This is a genomic window from Nitrospirillum amazonense (assembly GCF_007828045.1).
Taxonomy (GTDB): Bacteria; Pseudomonadota; Alphaproteobacteria; order Azospirillales; family Azospirillaceae; genus Nitrospirillum; species Nitrospirillum amazonense_C.
In genome coordinates, this window is record NZ_VITN01000017.1 from 91,213 (window position 1) to 107,868 (window position 16,656).

Annotated in this window: 8 protein-coding genes; 7 read left to right on the forward strand and 1 reads right to left on the reverse strand. The window is 61.9% G+C overall.

Going from position 1 to position 16,656, the window contains the following annotated elements; translation table 11 throughout:
• Nucleotides 1–111: 111 nt before the first annotated feature.
• The 7 genes from FBZ89_RS22335 (at nucleotide 112) to FBZ89_RS22365 (ending at nucleotide 16,421) form a co-directional block, all read left to right on the forward strand.
• On the forward strand, nucleotides 112–996 hold the full coding sequence (locus FBZ89_RS22335) for a BrxR family helix-turn-helix transcriptional regulator (RefSeq protein WP_145752311.1): 885 nt from the start codon (nucleotides 112–114) through the stop codon (nucleotides 994–996).
• A 21-nt stretch (nucleotides 997–1,017) separates the two neighbouring features.
• Nucleotides 1,018–4,521 (forward strand): helicase-related protein, encoded by a 3,504-nt coding sequence (locus FBZ89_RS22340; protein ID WP_145752313.1) that lies wholly within the window; start codon nucleotides 1,018–1,020, stop codon nucleotides 4,519–4,521.
• 8 nt (nucleotides 4,522–4,529) lie between these two features.
• Nucleotides 4,530–5,021: a hypothetical protein gene (locus FBZ89_RS22345; protein ID WP_045811405.1), complete on the forward strand. Its 492-nt coding sequence runs from the start codon at nucleotides 4,530–4,532 to the stop codon at nucleotides 5,019–5,021.
• Nucleotides 5,018–9,244 (forward strand): sacsin N-terminal ATP-binding-like domain-containing protein, encoded by a 4,227-nt coding sequence (locus tag FBZ89_RS22350; protein WP_145752315.1) that lies wholly within the window; start codon nucleotides 5,018–5,020, stop codon nucleotides 9,242–9,244. Before FBZ89_RS22345 ends, FBZ89_RS22350 begins: the two co-directional genes overlap by 4 nt.
• Entirely contained in the window at nucleotides 9,228–12,074 is a 2,847-nt protein-coding gene (locus tag FBZ89_RS22355; RefSeq protein ID WP_145752316.1) for a DUF1156 domain-containing protein, read from the forward strand. The genes FBZ89_RS22350 and FBZ89_RS22355 overlap by 17 nt, the downstream gene beginning before the upstream one ends.
• Nucleotides 12,075–12,123: 49 nt before the next feature.
• Nucleotides 12,124–15,384: a DUF499 domain-containing protein gene (locus FBZ89_RS22360; RefSeq protein WP_246172460.1), complete on the forward strand. Its 3,261-nt coding sequence runs from the start codon at nucleotides 12,124–12,126 to the stop codon at nucleotides 15,382–15,384.
• 143 nt (nucleotides 15,385–15,527) lie between these two features.
• On the forward strand, nucleotides 15,528–16,421 hold the full coding sequence (locus tag FBZ89_RS22365) for a LysR family transcriptional regulator (RefSeq protein ID WP_145752320.1): 894 nt from the start codon (nucleotides 15,528–15,530) through the stop codon (nucleotides 16,419–16,421).
• On the opposite strand, the gene FBZ89_RS22370 is transcribed toward FBZ89_RS22365, so the two are convergent.
• Entirely contained in the window at nucleotides 16,416–16,655 is a 240-nt protein-coding gene (locus tag FBZ89_RS22370) for a DUF2274 domain-containing protein (RefSeq protein ID WP_145752321.1), read from the reverse strand. The two genes, FBZ89_RS22365 and FBZ89_RS22370, sit on opposite strands and share 6 nt — an antisense overlap.
• Nucleotide 16,656: the final 1 nt, after the last annotated feature.

Sequence of the window (16,656 nt, forward strand, 5' to 3'; positions counted from 1 at the left end):
TGGTTGTGACCGATAGACCATTGACGAATCCCCCTGATGGGAATAATAATTACACGGACTGCGATGAGTTGTCCATATAGTTTTTATCCTCATTAAGGCGAGGCAAGGCACATGGCGGAAGCCGCGACGGCGCTGAAGTGGGGGGTGGAACGCCGACTCGAGTTCATCGAGTTTCGGCTGTTCTGGGAGGGCTCGATCAACCGGGCCGACCTTGTCGAGGTGTTCGGCGTGTCGGTTCCGCAGGCTTCCAAGGATTTGACGCTCTATCAGGAGCGGGCGCCCGGCAACATGGAGTACGACACCCGCGCCAAGCGCTACGTCGCCGCCGAAAAATTCGTGCTGCGGTTCCTTGAGCCGGACCCCTACATCTATCTGTCGCAGCTACGCTCGGTTGCCGAGGGGGCTGTGCCCGCGAGCGACTCGTGGATCGCGGCACTTCCCAGCGCCGATGTGGCGCTGACCCCCAGGCGGGACATCGACATCAAGGTTCTGCGGAAGATTCTCGACGCGAGCCGGGAGGGCGCCTCAGTCGACGTCTTCTATCAGTCGATGAACAAGTTGCGGCCTGAACCCACTTGGCGGCGGATCACGCCGCACGCCTTCGGGTACGATGGTTTCCGCTGGCACGCGCGGGCCTATTGCCACCTTGAACACAAATTCAAGGATTTCCTGCTGCCGCGCATCCTCGACGTCGGTGTGAAGGGCGAGCCCGGCGAGGCCGGTGATCGGGATTGGCTCTGGAACAATTATTTCGATGTCATCATCGGCCCCCATCCGGGGCTTACGGCGAGCCAGAAGAAGGTCGTCGCCAAGGATTATGGGCTGGACCAGGGAAATGGTGTGCTCTCGGTTCGCTACGCCATGCTTTTTTACGTTTTGAAGCGCCTGGGTTTGCTTGGTGACGCTGCGAAACAGAGCGCCCATACACAGCATATCGTAACAATAAACCGCAAGGAAACTGAAGCGGCGCTTGAGAAGGCGGAGCTTCAGCTATGAAGGACTGGGGGGAGCCGAGCAATGGCGGCAAGGCTTGAGGAGGTAAAGAACGGCGCGTCCGTGCGCGGTGTCGCTTCGGCGCAGCCTGTGCATGTGATTTCGGTCGACTGGATCGGCGACCAGGCGATCAACGTCGTTTTCCGCGATCATAACGGCGCTGTGGCCGAGGCTGTTCTTTACCGCGACGATGAGCACCGTCTCGAGGTCGAGCAGAACGGCCGACCGTGGTCGTTCGATGCCGACGGCGCGTTGCTGCGCCTGGTGACGGAAGCCAACCGCATCAAGCTGGCGCATTATTTCGACCCGTATCTGGCGATTCACACGAGTCTGGTCGATCCGCTGCCGCACCAGATCTCGGCGGTCTATGGCGAGATGCTGCCGCGCCAGCCGCTGCGCTTCCTCCTTGCCGATGATCCCGGCGCCGGCAAGACCATCATGGCCGGGTTGCTGATGAAGGAACTGATCGCCCGCAGCGATCTGGAACGCTGCCTCGTCGTTGCGCCGGGCAGCCTGGTTGAGCAGTGGCAGGACGAACTCGGCCAGAAATTCAATCTCGAGTTCGACATCCTTTCCCGCGACATGATCGAGAACTCGCGGTCGGGCAATCCATTCAGCGATCGGGATCGGCTGATCGTGCGTCTCGACGTGTTGGCGCGCAACGAGGAGCTTCAGGAGAAGCTCATGAGCGCGCGCGAATGGGACCTGATTATCTGCGACGAAGCCCACCGCATGTCGGCCACCTATTTCGGCGGGGAGGTCAAATATACGCGGCGCTATCAGGTCGGCCAGAAGCTGGGCCAGGTCTGCCGCCATCTGCTGTTGATGTCGGCGACGCCGCACAACGGCAAGGAAGAGGATTTCCAGCTCTTCATGGCGCTTCTCGATGGCGATCGGTTCGAGGGCCGGTTCCGCGACGGTGTCCACTATGCCGACACCGAAGACATGATGCGGCGGTTGACCAAGGAGGAACTGCTCAAGTTCGATGGTCGGCCGCTGTTCCCCGAGCGGCGGGCGCGCACGGTCAAGTATCAGCTCTCGGAAGGGGAGGCCGCACTCTATACCGCTGTCACCGAGTATGTGCGCACCGAGATGAACCGCGTGCAGCGCTTCGCCGAGGGCGATGGGAAGAAGCGGAACAATGTCGGTTTCGCCTTGCAGATCCTTCAGCGGCGTCTCGCCTCGTCGCCGGCCGCCATCTACCAGTCCCTCAAGCGCCGCCGGGAACGGCTGGAAAACGAGCTGGGCGAAGCGCGCCTTGCCGCCAAGGGCCGCAGGGCCGGCGCATCGGAACCCGCGATCAATGCGGACATGCTGCGGAACATCGAGGAGTACGGCCAGGAGGAGATCGACGAGCTTGAGGATCTGATCTCGACGGGCGCGACGACGGCCGAGACGGTCGAGCAACTCGCCCTGGAAGTCGAGACCCTGAAGGGGCTGGAGACGATGGCGCTCGGCGTGCTGCGCTCGGGCGTGGACACGAAATGGAGCCAGCTCAATCGTATTCTCGACGACGATTTGATGATCGACGCGGCCGGCAATCGCCGCAAGCTGATCATCTTCACCGAGCCCAAGGACACGCTGCACTACCTGCTCGACAAGGTGCGGGCGCGGCTCGGCAACCCCGAGGCCGTCGAGGTCATCCACGGCGGCGTGTCGCGCGAAGAGCGGCGAAAGGTCGTCGAGCGCTTCATGCAGGACAAGGACATGCTGGTCCTGATCGCCAACGACGCGGCAGGCGAAGGCGTGAACCTCCAGCGCGGCCATCTCATGGTCAATTACGACCTGCCGTGGAACCCGAACAAGATCGAGCAGCGGTTCGGCCGCATCCACCGCATCGGCCAGATGGAGGTCTGCCACCTCTGGAATCTCGTCGCGGCCGATACGCGCGAAGGCGAGGTTTACGCGCGGCTGCTGGAGAAACTGGAAGCTGCGCGCGAGGCGCTGGGCGGCCGTGTCTATGACGTGCTCGGCGAATTGTTCGACGGCGTGGCGCTGAAGGATCTGTTGTTCGAGGCGATCCAGTATGGCGAGCAGGAAGACGTGAAAGCGCGTCTTTTCCAGCAGGTCGATGGTGCGGTCGATCAGGCGCACTTGCTCGAGCTGCTGCGCCGCCGCGCCCTGACCAACGACACCATGCCGGAAGCGAGGGTCGAGGAATTGCGCCTGGAAATGGAGCGCGCCGAGGCGCTGCGCCTACAGCCCCATCACATCCAGAGCTTCTTCGTCGAAGCGTTCCAGCATCTGGGTGGCAAGATCAAACGCCGGGAGGAAGGGCGTTGGGAGGTTACGCATGTCCCGGTGCGGATCCGCGAACGGGATCGCCAGATCGGGACCGGCGCGCCACTCCAGACACAGTATGAGCGCATTTGCTTCGAGAAGGACAAGATCAACCGGCAGCCGGTCGCCGCCTTCGTTTGTCCCGGCCATCCGCTGCTCGAAGCCGTGATCAGCATGATCCGCGAACAGTATGAGCAGATCATGCGGCAGGGCGCGATCCTGGTCGATGACACAGATGCGGGTAATGCGCTGTCGGCGATTTTCCTGCTGGAACATGTCGTCCAGGACGGTCGCGTCACCAGCGCAGGCAAGCCGCATGTGATCTCGCAGCGGCTCCAGTTCGCCGCGATCGACAAGGCGGGAAACACCGTCAACGCAGGCATCGCGCCGCATTTGAATCTGCGGCCGGCAACGCCGGAAGAGGTCGCCAGCGTGCGGGACCTTCTGGACGAGAGTTGGCTGACCACTGATCTGGAGAAGGCCGTGATCCGGTTTGCGACAGTCGAACTGGCCCAAGGCCATGTCGCCGAGGTCAAGGCGCGGCGTCTGCCCGAGATCGAAAAGGTTGAGCAGGAGGTACGCGCACGCCTCAAGAAGGAGATCAATTACTGGGACTCGCGTGCCTTCGAGCTGAAGGAGGAGGAGCGCGCCGGAAAGAAGACGCGGGTGAACTGGCAGAATGCCCAGCGCCGGGCTGAAGATCTCGCCGACCGGCAGAAGCGCCGCATGGACCAGCTTGAGCGGGAACGGTTCATCTCATCGCAGCCGCCGCGCGTGCGGGGCGGCATGGTCGTCATCCCGCGTGGGCTGCTCGAAGAGCGTCAGGTACCAAGCGTTCCGAACCATTTTGCAGAAGACCCGGCCGCGCGCCGCGAGATCGAGCTTGCGGCGATGGCCGCTGTCATGGCGGCCGAACGCGCGCTGGGCAACGAGCCGGCCGACGTCTCCGCCCAGAAGATTGGCTACGACATCGCGTCCCACGATCCGAGGTCGGGGCATCTACGCTTCATCGAGGTTAAGGGGCGCATCGACGGCGCGGACAGCGTGATGGTCACGCGCCAGGAGGTCATTACCTCGCTGCACGAGCCGGAGAAGTTCATTCTGGCGATCGTCTCCGTCAACGCAGGCTTCGCCCACGCGCCGCGCTATGTGCGCGGTCCGCTCGTGGAACGGGAACCGTCGTTCCTTGAGACCGCGATCCAGTTTGACCTGCGACGCCTGCTGGAGCGGGCGCAAGAGCCGGCATAGGGGGTGACATGACCGGCATCGCGGATTTTTCCATCTTGGCCCCCGTGCCGCTGGAGCACCTTCAATCGGGGGGCGCTATCGCCGACGCCACGGGTTTCGTCGCTTTCGGGTCGCGCAAATGGGAGCTGTTTCGCAAGGTCGATGAACTGCGAGGCGGCGCGCGGGTGCCGGTCCTGATCTATCCGTCACATGAGGATGTGCCCGCCAAGCTGAGCTTCGTCGTGTCCTGGCTGGGATGGTATGCCGGCTGCGAGGAAAGCGGTAACGGCAAGCATTCAAAGGGAATGGTGCATCGGCCGCCGACGACAGGCCAATATGCCGCCGACAATCAGGGCCACTGGGCGGTATTCTGGCATGTTTGCGATCTGCACGAGCTGCCCGCAGGGCAGCGCCTGCCGATCTCCGCGATCCAGACCATCAAGGGCGGCTGGCGCAAGACGGCGCCGCCGCGGGGACCGGAATTGGTCGCTACGCCGTCGACGGTGGAGCTTTCGCTATGAGCGTGAGCCATCAGATCGAAACCATTGCTGCCGATCCACCCGACTATTTCCGGTCGATCCAGGAGCGTGCGACCAAGCGCTGGGATCAGCTTGAGGCAGACCCGGAGCTGGCTGGCCCTTGGCACCAGCTCTTCAAGCAGGTCCAGAGCCCGCGGCACATCCTGTCCGAGTTGCTCCAGAACGCCGACGACGCCGGCGCCAGCGAAGCGCGGGTGTCAATCGAGGACGACCGCTTTGTGTTCGAGCACAATGGCGAGGACTTCATCGAGGCCCATTTCGCCTCGATTTGCCGCTTTGGCTATTCCAACAAGCGCGTCCTGCACACGATCGGCTTCCGAGGGATCGGATTCAAGAGCACGTTCAGCCTGGGCGATCGGGTTGAACTGTTTACGCCGACGCTGGCGGTGGCCTTCGAGCGCGTGCGGTTCACCCAGCCGCATTGGATCGACAGCCGTCATCCGACAACGGGAACCACGCGCGTCGAAGTGGCGATCGCCAACCCGCTGCTGCGCCGAGAAGTCGAGAAGAACCTCGACGAGTGGCTGAAGAGCCCCGTGTCGTTGCTGTTCTTCAAGAAGATCCGTCGCCTTCAGATCGGCGATAGTGAGGTGCATTGGCAGAGTCTCGGACCCGGCCCCATCGCGGAGAGCGAATGGATGGCCTTGGATCAGAAAGCCGAAGATCCCTTGCTCCTCGTGCGTTCGGGAGAGGAATCTTTTCCGTCAGAAGCGCTCGACGAGATCCGCCAGGAGCGGATGCTGGGGGCCGAGGATGGTGGTGATTTCCCGCCCTGCCGGGTGGAGATCGTGCTGGGCGCGAAGGGGCGCCTCTATGTCGTGCTGCCGACCGGCGTCGAAACGGCGCTACCTTTTGCCTGCAATGCGCCCTTCATCCAGGATCCGGCGCGTCTCAAGATCAAGGATCCGGAGACCTCGCCAACCAATCGCTGGCTCCTGAACCGCGCTGGCGAGTTAGCCGCCAGCGCCATGATGGAGTGGCTGGAGCAGACGAAGACCGGCTCGCAGGACCGGGCGGATGCCTATGGACTGCTGCCGGATGTTGATCGGGAGGCCGCTACGCTCGAAGGGGCATGCGGCGCGATCGTCGAATTGGCGTTCGACGGCGCCGTAGAAGGCAAATCGATCCTCCTGACCGAGGAGGGGAGCCTGGTCGAGGCGAAGGCCGCGATCACCGTCCCACGGCCGATCTTTGACATCTGGCCGGCGGACCAAGCGATGGCGCTGCTCGATACCAAGTCCCGGCCGGCGCTTTGCCAACATGTCTCAGCCAAGAACCGGACCAAGCTCGTTCACTGGGGGTTGATCGAGGAGTTCTCGAAGTCGGACTTGCTTGAGCGTCTGCGCAGCAAGCATCTGCCGAAACCTGCGACCTGGCGCCATCTTCTGAACCTGTGGACCTATATCGCGCCAGAGGTGACGGGCTGGCAGTGCCATGATGCCGACGCCCTGCGGATCGTGCCCGTGCAGGGCAAGGAGGTGCTCTACGCGGCGTCGGAGATCGTCCGGCTCGGTGAAAAGAAGTTGCTTCAATCGGAGGAAGATTGGGAATTCCTTGCCTGCCATCTGATCGTCCTCAACCAGAACTGGACTCGATTCCTCGCCGATCAGCGCCGGGACAAGGCGGAGGGCGAAAGCCGCAACGATCCCGTCGAGGCGGCCTTCGCGGTGCTGGAGGAGATCGGTCTCGACGGGACGAGCGATGTCAACGCGGTGATCGAGCGGGTCGCCGCCGACTATTTCGGTTCCGGTCAGGCGAAACTCGTCGAGTGCGTCCAGCTTGCCCAGATCGCGGCCAAGCTTGGTGTCACGCTCGGAGACTCTTTCCGATATGCCTGCGCTGACAGAACACTGCGGGCGATCAGTAAGAGCGTGTTGTTCGACGAGAATGGCGCGCTGGAGGAGCTGCTGCCGGAGGCGGTCCGAAAGGCGCAACTTCTGCATGGCGACTATGTCGCGAGTTTCAAATCCTGCACGCGGGAGGATTGGCTGCGCTGGGTGTCGTCTGGCCGTTCGGGGCTTCAGACGATGGCGCCCCTGGTCCAGAAGCGGCAGAGCCTTTACGGGCGACAGCAGCTCACAGCGGAAGCGCAGGCGCGCGGCGCCCGCAGCGCGCTCTGTTATCCCTATGTCACCAATCAGTTCGTCATTGAGGACTGGGATTTCCCTGCGGACTATTGGCGGCATTGGGAGGTGCTGGCGAAGACGGACGCAGGAATCTGGACGAAGATCGTCGGCAAGATCCTGGATCAGCGCGACACTTATTGGTCGCGGGCCGTCAGCGCTCGGCTGTTGCAGGTAGCGACCACAGGGTCCACGCGATCGATTTCATCAGAGCGCCTGCTGACCGACTGGCTGCTGAAGCTGCGGGCCAAGCCCTGCCTTCCCGATACCCGGAACATGGTCCAGCTTCCGGCGGATCTGGTGCGCAGGACGCCGGAAACGGAGACGTTGATCGATGTGGAGCCTTTCGTGCATGGGCTGCTCGATCGCGAAACCACCCGTCCGCTGCTCGATCTTCTTGGCGTCCGCAGCATGCCTAGCGGTCCCGGGCGTCTGCTCGACCGGCTGCGCGCCCTGGCCAAATCCGACAAGGCTCCGGCCCATGAGGTCGAGAAATGGTATCGCCGCCTCGATCAGATGCTCGACGGATGCTCGACAGCCGACGCACAGAACATCAGAACCGCCTTCAAGACGGAGAAGCTGATCCTCGCCCAGGACGGGACGTGGGTGACGTCCGGCGGTGTCTTCCTAGCGGGGGACGAGGAGGATGTTCCCGGCGCTGCGGTCGTGCGCGCGTCGGTGCTCGATCTCAGCCTGTGGCATCGTGTCGGTGTCGCCGATCGCCCATCGGCCGACCTGGCACTGCATTGGCTCGGGACACTGGCCTCGGGAAAGGGGCTGTCGGCCGACGACGCCCGGCGGGTTCGCACCCTGCTGGTCCGTTACCCCACGCGCATCTGGGAGGAGTGCGGACACTGGCTGAACCTCGTGGGCGAGTGGGCGCCGGTCGAGACGCTCGCCTATGGCCTGAGCATGCAGACCCTGTTCCGGTGGAGCCACCTGCACGAATGGGTCAAGCGCAAGACCGCCGATTTCCAGCGGCTATCGGGAGAAGTCGTGCAGGCGCCGCCATTCTCGGCATTGCCGGCGCTCTCGGACCTTGTCGAGGAACACTTCAATCAGCCGTCGCTGCTCGCCGGCATGGAAGATCGCCGCGCCTGGCTCACCGCGTTCGGAAATCAACTCGGACGGATTGAGCTTGGCGACACAGGCGAGACCGAACGTGTGCGGAGATTGGCGGAGGCGATCGCTGCAACGAGCTGGGTCCAGACCCCCAAGTTGGAGGTCGTTCCCTATCTTGATGGCGTCCCGGCCGGCACCGCGCGGCTCACCGACATCCTATGGCTTGAGCGCAAGCTGTTCGTCAGCCCGCTGTCCAAGGCCAAGCTCGCCAAGCGGGTGCCGGAAGAGATCGGCAGGAACCTGAGTTCGGATATTCGCGCGGCGCTGGCCTATGCGTTCGAGCGCTCGCCGGAGGACATCAGGGAATATCTCGAAGAGAATTTCACGCTTAGTCCAGAACACATTGTCGTCGCATCGACGGTGGCGACGCAGCCCGTTGCCGAACCCGGCGATGACGACGGCGTCGATCAGGTTGCCGAAGACGCGCAGAGCGATGTCGAGCTGACAGACGCGGCTGATCTGCTCACGGCGGAAGATGAAGCCACGCCGCAGCCTGTACCCACGCTGCCCACGGGGGAGCCCGACCGTGAACTTATCGAAACGGAGCTGGCGACCAGGCCCCGCGCCGCGCCCAAACCGCCCCGCCCGAGTGTCATGGCGAGATTTGCGGCGGCCCAGGGCTATAAGGCCGATGGCGAGGATCGTTTCTTCCATGCGGACGGAAGCTGGATAGGCCGCGCCAATGGCTCGCGCTTTCCATGGGAGCGTCGCTCGGCCGGTGGCGAGATCTTGCGGCATTATTACCCCAAGGACCATTGCCTGGAGCACGAACCGCTCCAGCTCGAAGCCGACGTCTGGGGCCTGCTGGACCAGAAGCCGGAACTCTACTCATTCATTCTCATCAACCCGGAGGGTGGTCCCGTCGAGATGACGGGCGCTCGCCTGCGCACACTGCGCGACGGCGGCGAACTGACCATTCATCCCGCAACCTACAGGCTTGTTTATGACCTCGACGACTAACGCCAAGAAGAAATTGATCGAGGTTGCGATCCCGCTCGAAGCGATCAACGCCGCCTCCGCACGCGAAAAATCGATCCGGCATGGACACCCGTCCACGCTGCATCTGTGGTGGGCGCGACGGCCGCTGGCCGCGTGCCGCGCAGTGTTGTTCGCTCAGCTTGTCGATGATCCGTCGAGCGACCTTGAAAGGTTCCCCACGCCCGAGGCGCAGGAGGCCGAGCGCAAGCGGTTGTTCGCCATCATCGAGGACCTGGTGAAGTGGGAGAACTCGACCAACGAGGAGGTGCTGGAACGCGCCCGGGCCGAAATCCGCAAGAGCTGCGGCGGCGAATTGCCGCCGGTCTATGATCCGTTCTCGGGCGGCGGGTCGATCCCGTTGGAGGCGCAGCGTCTTGGCCTGCCTGCCTATGGTTCGGATCTGAACCCGGTCGCGGTGATGATCGGTAAGGCGATGATCGAGATCCCGCCCAAGTTCAAGGACAAGGAACCAGTCCATCCCGGCGCGAAGGACCGGCAGTTCTATCGCAACGCCGAGGGCCTAGCGGAAGACGTCAAATATTATGGCGAATGGATGCGCGAGAAGGCGTGGGAGCGCATTGGACATCTTTACCCGCAAGCGGACCTGCCCAAGCATTTGGGCGGTGGCAAAGCAACTGTGGTTGCCTGGATATGGGCTAGGACTGTTCCGAGTCCTGACCCTGCGTTTGCAGGTGTGCCGGTGCCGATTGCATCAAGTTTTCTGCTCACGCCTATGAAGGGGAAAGAGGCGTGGATCGAGCCCGTGGTCGACAAGGGCACGAAGACCATAACCTACAAAGTCAGGCACGGAGGAACGGCTGATGAAATAGTTAAAGCTAAAGACGGCACGAAATCAGGACGTGGTGCGAATTTCGTATGCGTTCTATCCGGGACGGCAATCACTCCTGAATACGTGAAAGCGACTGGACGCGCGGGCAAGATGGGGCAAGCCCTGATCGCTATAGTCGCAGAGGGAAAAGGCGGTAGATATTTTGTCGAAGCTTCGGCTGATCATGAAAAAATAGCATTTTCCGAAAAGCCAAGCTGGAAGCCAGAAACGGCATTGCCCGCCGATCCACGGAATTTTTGGACAATCGATTACGGGCTGACGACATTTGGAAGTCTTTTTACAGACCGCCAGTTGGTGGCTCTGAATACATTTTCAGACCTGGTCGAAGAAGCCAGGAAGCAGGCAGAAGAGGACGCTATAGCGTCGGGCTTGTCAGCGGATGGTGTCGAACTGCGAGAGGGCGGAACGGCAGCAAAAGCCTATTCTGAAGCTATCAGTGTATATCTGTCATTTCTCATTTCCAAATTGGCCGACAAGGGATCGACCATTTGTACTTGGGATGCCGGACCTGCATCCAACAAGTCGGCCTCAGGGCGATCAGCCCGAGTGGCGACGGTGCGTGTGACCTTCGGACGGCAGTCGTTACCGATGACCTGGGATTTTGCGGAGGTGAATTTCTTTAGTTCGTCTGTGGGGGCGATCGAGACAGTTTTGAAGACGCTCGCAACTCCAATCCAGTATTTTCCACCCCAAGCTCCTTCTGGGTCTATCGTGCAGCACGATGCACAGACGGTCGACCTTCCGGAGGGGGCCGTGATCTCGAGCGACCCGCCATATTATGACAACATCGGTTACTCGGATCTGTCGGATTTCTTCTTTTGTTGGCTGCGACCATCTCTGAGAAAGACCTTTCCGGATATTTTCGGACTGTTGGCGACGCCTAAGACGGAGGAACTTGTCGCAACTCCCTACCGACACGAAGGAAAGGGCTCTGCCGAGGCATTTTTCTTGGCAGGAATGCGTTCTGCTATCAACAATATGGCTTTGAAGTCGTCTGATAAATTTCCGGCGACAATTTATTATGCTTTCAAGCAGAGCGAAGTCTCACAAGAGGGTATTAGTTCGACAGGCTGGGCGACCTTTCTTCAGGCCGTGATCGAAGCGGGTTATGCTGTTGTAGGTACTTGGCCGGTCAGAACGGAGATGGCGAGCCGGATGATTGCTTCCGGCACAAACGCCCTTGCAAATTCGGTCGTCCTGGTTTGCCGGAAGAAGGAGAACACAGCCGAGGTCGTTACCCGTGCTGAGTTCATCCGCGCCCTGAAACGTGAGCTACCACCTGCTATCTCCGAGCTTCAGGCTGCCAACATCGCGCCAGCCGACATGCCACAATCGGCTATCGGACCAGGCATGGGCGTGTTCTCGCGTTATAAAGCCGTGCTGGAATCGGACGATAACCCGATGAGCGTGAAGACTGCACTTCAGCTTATTAACAAAGAACTCGACGAATATCTGGGCGGGATTCAAGGCGAGTTCGATCCTGACACGCGGTTTGCCATCACATGGTTCGAGCAGAACGGGTTAAAGACCGGCGATTACGGCACGGCCAACAGCATCGCCACGGCGCGGGGCATCTCGGTCGAGAGCGTCAAGCACGCCGGGATCGTCGAAAGTGCCGCTGGCAAGGTCCGTATCCTCGTGCGCGATGAACTCGATGAGGACTGGGACCCGGAGGACGACCGTCACCTGACGGTCTGGGAGTGCCTCCAGCATCTGGTCAGGCAGCATGAGAAGGACGGCATTTCCCACGACACCGCTGTCCTGCTCAAGAAGATCAACACCCAGGCCGAGGCCGTGAAGGATCTCGCCTACTGCCTCTACGACATCAGCGCTAACAAGCGGAAGGATGCGAAGGAGGCCACGGCCTACAACGCCCTGATCGCCGATTGGGCCGAGCTGACGAAGGCGGCGGCGGCCATCCACGATACGCGCGGCGATCGTCAGATCCGGCTGGACATTTAAGGGGGAATGGGACGTGGCAAAAAGTACGCGCCAATATGTGTTTGAGGGTATGGAGCTGCTGCCTGCGGCGCTGATCCCCTTCGTTGAAAAGAGGCTCGAAACCTCGCTCAAGGGGCATTGGCAGGTCCAGGTTCTGGAGAAGCTGCCAAGCCTGCGCCCCAACAGCAGTGGCGAAGTTGGCTGGGACCAAGCCGCGTTGTTCAACGCGATGGATCGCTTCTGGAGCGAGGCGTTCAAGGCGGTGCTTGGCCGCGCCGAACGCTCGCTGGTCAATGAACTGGGCGATGTCCGCAACAAGCTCTCGCACAACGAGACCTTCACCTACGACGACGCGGAACGCGCGCTCGATTCCATGCGGCGCCTGATGGAGGCAATCAGCGCCGGCGAGACAGCCGAGCAGCTCGGCAAGATGCGCGACACCATCTTACGCACGAAGTTTACCGAGCTTCAGCGAAACGAGGAGCGGCGGAAAACCCAGCGTCTTGAGATTTCTGTCGAGACCGTGGCGGGACTGCTGCCGTGGCGTGAAATCGTCGAGCCACACCAGGATGTCGCCACCGGCGAGTTCCAGCAGGCGGAGTTCGCGGCCGACCTCGCCAAGGTGCATTCGGGGAGCGCGCCGCCGGAATACCGCGATCCGCGTCAGTTTTACAGCCGTACCTATCTGACGGAGGGCTTGAGCACCCTGCTGGTCGGTGCTGCGAAGCGGCTGTCCGGCAGCGGCGGCGATCCCGTGGTCGAACTGCAAACCAACTTTGGTGGCGGCAAGACGCACTCGATGCTGGCGCTTTATCACATGGCGGGGCCGACCCCGGTCCAGGACCTCTCCGGCCTCGATCAACTGCTGGAGAAGCAGGGGCTCAGCGTGCCGAATGCCATCAACCGCGCCGTGCTCGTCGGCACATCGCGCGGACCGCAGGACGTGCTCCACGCCGAGGGCGACCGCAAGATTCGCACGACATGGGGTGAACTCGCCTGGCAGCTCGGCGGTGCCGACGCTTTCGCCATGGTGGCTGAGAACGACGCCAGCGGCATCGCACCGGGCTCGAATCTGCTGGAGGCGCTTTTCAAGAAATATGCGCCTTGCCTGATCCTGATCGACGAATGGGTCGCTTACCTGCGTCAGATCTACAAGGTCGAGGGGCTGCCCTCGGGGTCGTTCGATGCCAACCTGTCTTTCGTCCAGTCGCTGACCGAGGCGGTTAAGGCCAGCCCCGGTACGCTGCTGGTCGCATCTTTGCCGGCCTCGCAGATCGAGGTTGGCGGCGAAGGCGGTCAGGAAGCGCTGGCGCGTCTCAAGCAAACCTTCAGCCGCGTGGAATCCTCGTGGCGGCCCGCGAGCCAGGAGGAGAGCTATGAGATCGTCAGGCGGCGGCTGTTCAAGGACATCCCCGGCGACAAGTTCCATCACCGTGATAACACGCTGAAGCAGTTCGCCAAGCTCTACCGCGAGAACGCCAACGATTTCCCGCAAGGCTGCGCGGACGAGGATTACCGGCGCAAGCTGGAGAAGGCGTATCCGATCCACCCCGAGCTGTTCGATCAGCTCTATACGAGCTGGGGTTCGCTCGAAAAGTTCCAGCGCACGCGCGGTGTGCTGCGCCTGATGGCACAGGCCATTCACGAGCTATGGATGAATGCCGATCCGTCGGTGATGATCATGCCCGGCAGCGTGGCGGTAAGTTCGCCGCGCGTGGAGCCGGAACTGCTCCATTATCTTGACGTGAGTTGGCAGGCGATCATCGCCGGCGATGTCGATGGCACGACGTCCACGCCCTACAAGGTCGATCAGTCGGCGCCCAACCTGAACCGCTATTCGGCGACGCGGCGCGTCGCGCGCGCGATCTTCATGGGAACCGCGCCTACGGCGCAGCAACAGAACACCGGCCTCGACGACAAGCAGATCAACCTCGGCGTCGTACAGCCTGGCGAACGCCCGACGATCTTCGGCGATGCGCTCAGGCGGCTGACCAACCAGGCCAAGTTCATGCACGCCGATCTTGGCCGGTACTGGTACTCGATGTCGGCGAGCCTCAATCGTATCGCGGCGGATAAAGCCGCGCAGATCGAGGCAGCGCTAGTCGATGTGACGATCGATACGGAACTCGGAAAATATGTGAACGGCCTTGCCGATCGCGGGCATTTCGATGCCGTGCAGGTCGCGCCAGCCTCGTCGGCCGAAGTTCCCGACGAAGCCGGCGGTGTTCGCGCCGTCGTGCTGGGTGTCAAATATCCCCACAATGGCCGCGATGGCTCCGACGCGCTGGTCGAGGCCAAGGACATTCTCACGCAGCGCGGCAGCACGCCGCGCGTCTATCGCAACATGCTGGTGTTCATTGCCGCGGAAGGCCGTCAGCTCGACCATCTGAAAGACGCTGTTCGTGCTTCGCTGGCCTGGGGGGAGATCGTCCGCGACACGGAGCGGTTGAACCTTACCCAGAGCGATAGCGCGTTGGCCAAAACGAAACTGGCCGAAGCGAACGAAACGATGAAGACCCGCCTGAAAGAGGCATGGTGCTATCTCCATTATCCGGCCCAGGAGAGCGCCCAGGCCGATTGGGAGTGGGTGTCGGGCAAAATCCCGGCGCAGGACGGTTTGTTGGCGCGGGCCAGCAAGAAGTTGGTGGCCGAGGAGGGCCTGCTCACGGAATTGGGGCCATCGCGCCTCGACCGTGACCTCCAGAAATATATCTGGAACGACAAGCCGTGGTTGTCGCTGAAAGATCTACGGGAATATCTCAACCGCTACATCTATCTGCCGCGCATCAAGGATCAGGGCGTCCTGATCAAGGCTGTGCAGGCTGCCGTGAATGGCATGTTGCCTGGTCCATTCGCCTATGCAGAGCGATGGGACGAGAAGTCGGACACCTATCTGGGGCTGGCGATCGAGCGCGCGGTAAGCGCCGTGGTCGTGATCGACGGCGATAGCGTCATTGTGAGGCCGGAGGTGGCCGAGGCGCATCGTCCGGCTCCCGTGCAGTCTGGGTCCGGCGACGCTACCCCAGGAACCGGCGGCAGCACGCCGGCGCCCGATGGGCAGCCCACGGATGACGTGCCCTCGGCTCCGCAACCGGAAAAGAAGCCGACGCGCTTCTCCGGCGCCGTGATGATCTCACCGGAGCGTCCGGCCCGAGACATCCATCAGATCGTCGAAGCAATCGTCGAGCAACTGACCACGTTGCCGGGCAGCCAGGTGAAGATCCGGCTCGAGATTGACGCCGAAGTGCCGGACGGTCTCGATCGCGCCAAGGTTCGGACGCTTGTCGAGAATGCCAATACACTTGGATTCATAGAGAAATCCGTAGAGTGATAGCCGGTCGGCGCTCTCTGGTATGGCCGGGGAGCGCCGACGAACTTTGTCGCCACGCTGGGAAATCGCTTTGGCAAGCCTCGCAGCGTCTTTGTCAGGCATTCGGGATAAGGGGGCTCCCCGGACGATTTCCAGGTGTGAGTATGAATTTTCGACATCTGCGGTATTTCGTGGCGGCTTCCGAGCATGGGAGTTTCCGCAAGGCGGGCGTAGCGTTGGGCGTACAGGAGTCCACGATCAGCCGCCGGATTCGCGACCTGGAAGACGGGCTCGGCTCTGCGCTGTTTCACCGTCACAGCGGCGGTGTATGCCTGACCGTTGCCGGACAGCGGCTTTTGTCGAAAGCCCAAAAGGTTCTTCGATACATCAATGAAGGCGCGGAGATCGTGGACGCGGTGGGGCGCGGCACAGAAGGTCAATTGCGCGTGGGCATCTTCTCGTCCCTGGCCTCGGGGTTCCTGCAAGATCTTCTCCGGACCTTCGCCGCAGAGCACCCTGGCGTGTATGTCGAGGTTGTCGACGGCAATCCCGCGGAGCATGTCGCCGCGATCCGGCAGTTCCGGCTGGACATCGCCTTTCTGACAGGGACGTTGGAGTGGCCTCAATGCGAGACCACCTATCTCTGGTCTGAACGTGTTTTCGTGGTGCTGCCGGAAGCACATGCCCTTGCCCGGAAAGAGGAGGTGAAGTGGCATGATCTGGCGCACGAGACCTTCATCGTCAGCGATGTACCGCCGGGCCAGGAGGTCCATGACTATCTGGTCCAGCGGGTCGCCGATCTCGGCCATCACCCGAAGATTCAGGCGCAGTTTGTCGGGCGCGACAATCTGTTGACGCTTGTCGCGATCGGCAGCGGACTGACGGTCACGAGCGAAGCGACGACAGCCGCCCATGTGCCGGGCATCTGCTATCGGCCGATCATTGGTGAGGTCCTTCCCTTCAACGGCGTGTGGTCGCCAAAGAACGACAATCCGGCGCTCAGGCGCTTTGTCAGCATGGCGAAGATGATGGCGCGTCGTCAGGGCGTGGATTTATGAACTGGCATCGCCCGCGGGCTTCGCGCGCCGGGCCTTGGCGAACCCGCGATCGGTGGCGATGAAGCGCTCCAGCATCGGTACAATCAGCTGGATGGGATCGCGCACAGGATGGCCGGTCTGCTTTCCCAGCAGCTCGGCATATGCCGCGAGATCCCGGTGAAGCGATGCGGGCAGTTCCAGCGTCGCCTTCACCGGCCTTTCCTCGGCGATCGGGCCGAGCTTCAATTTCGTCATG

What these genes read in the sequence shown, in the direction of transcription:
- FBZ89_RS22350 (WP_145752315.1), top strand. Translation starts at nt 5,018, where the DNA reads ATGAGCGTGAGCCATCAGATCGAAACCATTGCTGCCGATCCACCCGAC.
- FBZ89_RS22365 (WP_145752320.1), top strand. Translation starts at nt 15,528, where the DNA reads ATGAATTTTCGACATCTGCGGTATTTCGTGGCGGCTTCCGAGCATGGG.
- FBZ89_RS22335 (WP_145752311.1), top strand. Translation starts at nt 112, where the DNA reads ATGGCGGAAGCCGCGACGGCGCTGAAGTGGGGGGTGGAACGCCGACTC.
- FBZ89_RS22340 (WP_145752313.1), top strand. Translation starts at nt 1,018, where the DNA reads ATGGCGGCAAGGCTTGAGGAGGTAAAGAACGGCGCGTCCGTGCGCGGT.
- FBZ89_RS22345 (WP_045811405.1), top strand. Translation starts at nt 4,530, where the DNA reads ATGACCGGCATCGCGGATTTTTCCATCTTGGCCCCCGTGCCGCTGGAG.
- FBZ89_RS22355 (WP_145752316.1), top strand. Translation starts at nt 9,228, where the DNA reads ATGACCTCGACGACTAACGCCAAGAAGAAATTGATCGAGGTTGCGATC.
- FBZ89_RS22370 (WP_145752321.1), bottom strand. Translation starts at nt 16,655, where the DNA reads ATGACGAAATTGAAGCTCGGCCCGATCGCCGAGGAAAGGCCGGTGAAG.
- FBZ89_RS22360 (WP_246172460.1), top strand. Translation starts at nt 12,124, where the DNA reads ATGGAGCTGCTGCCTGCGGCGCTGATCCCCTTCGTTGAAAAGAGGCTC.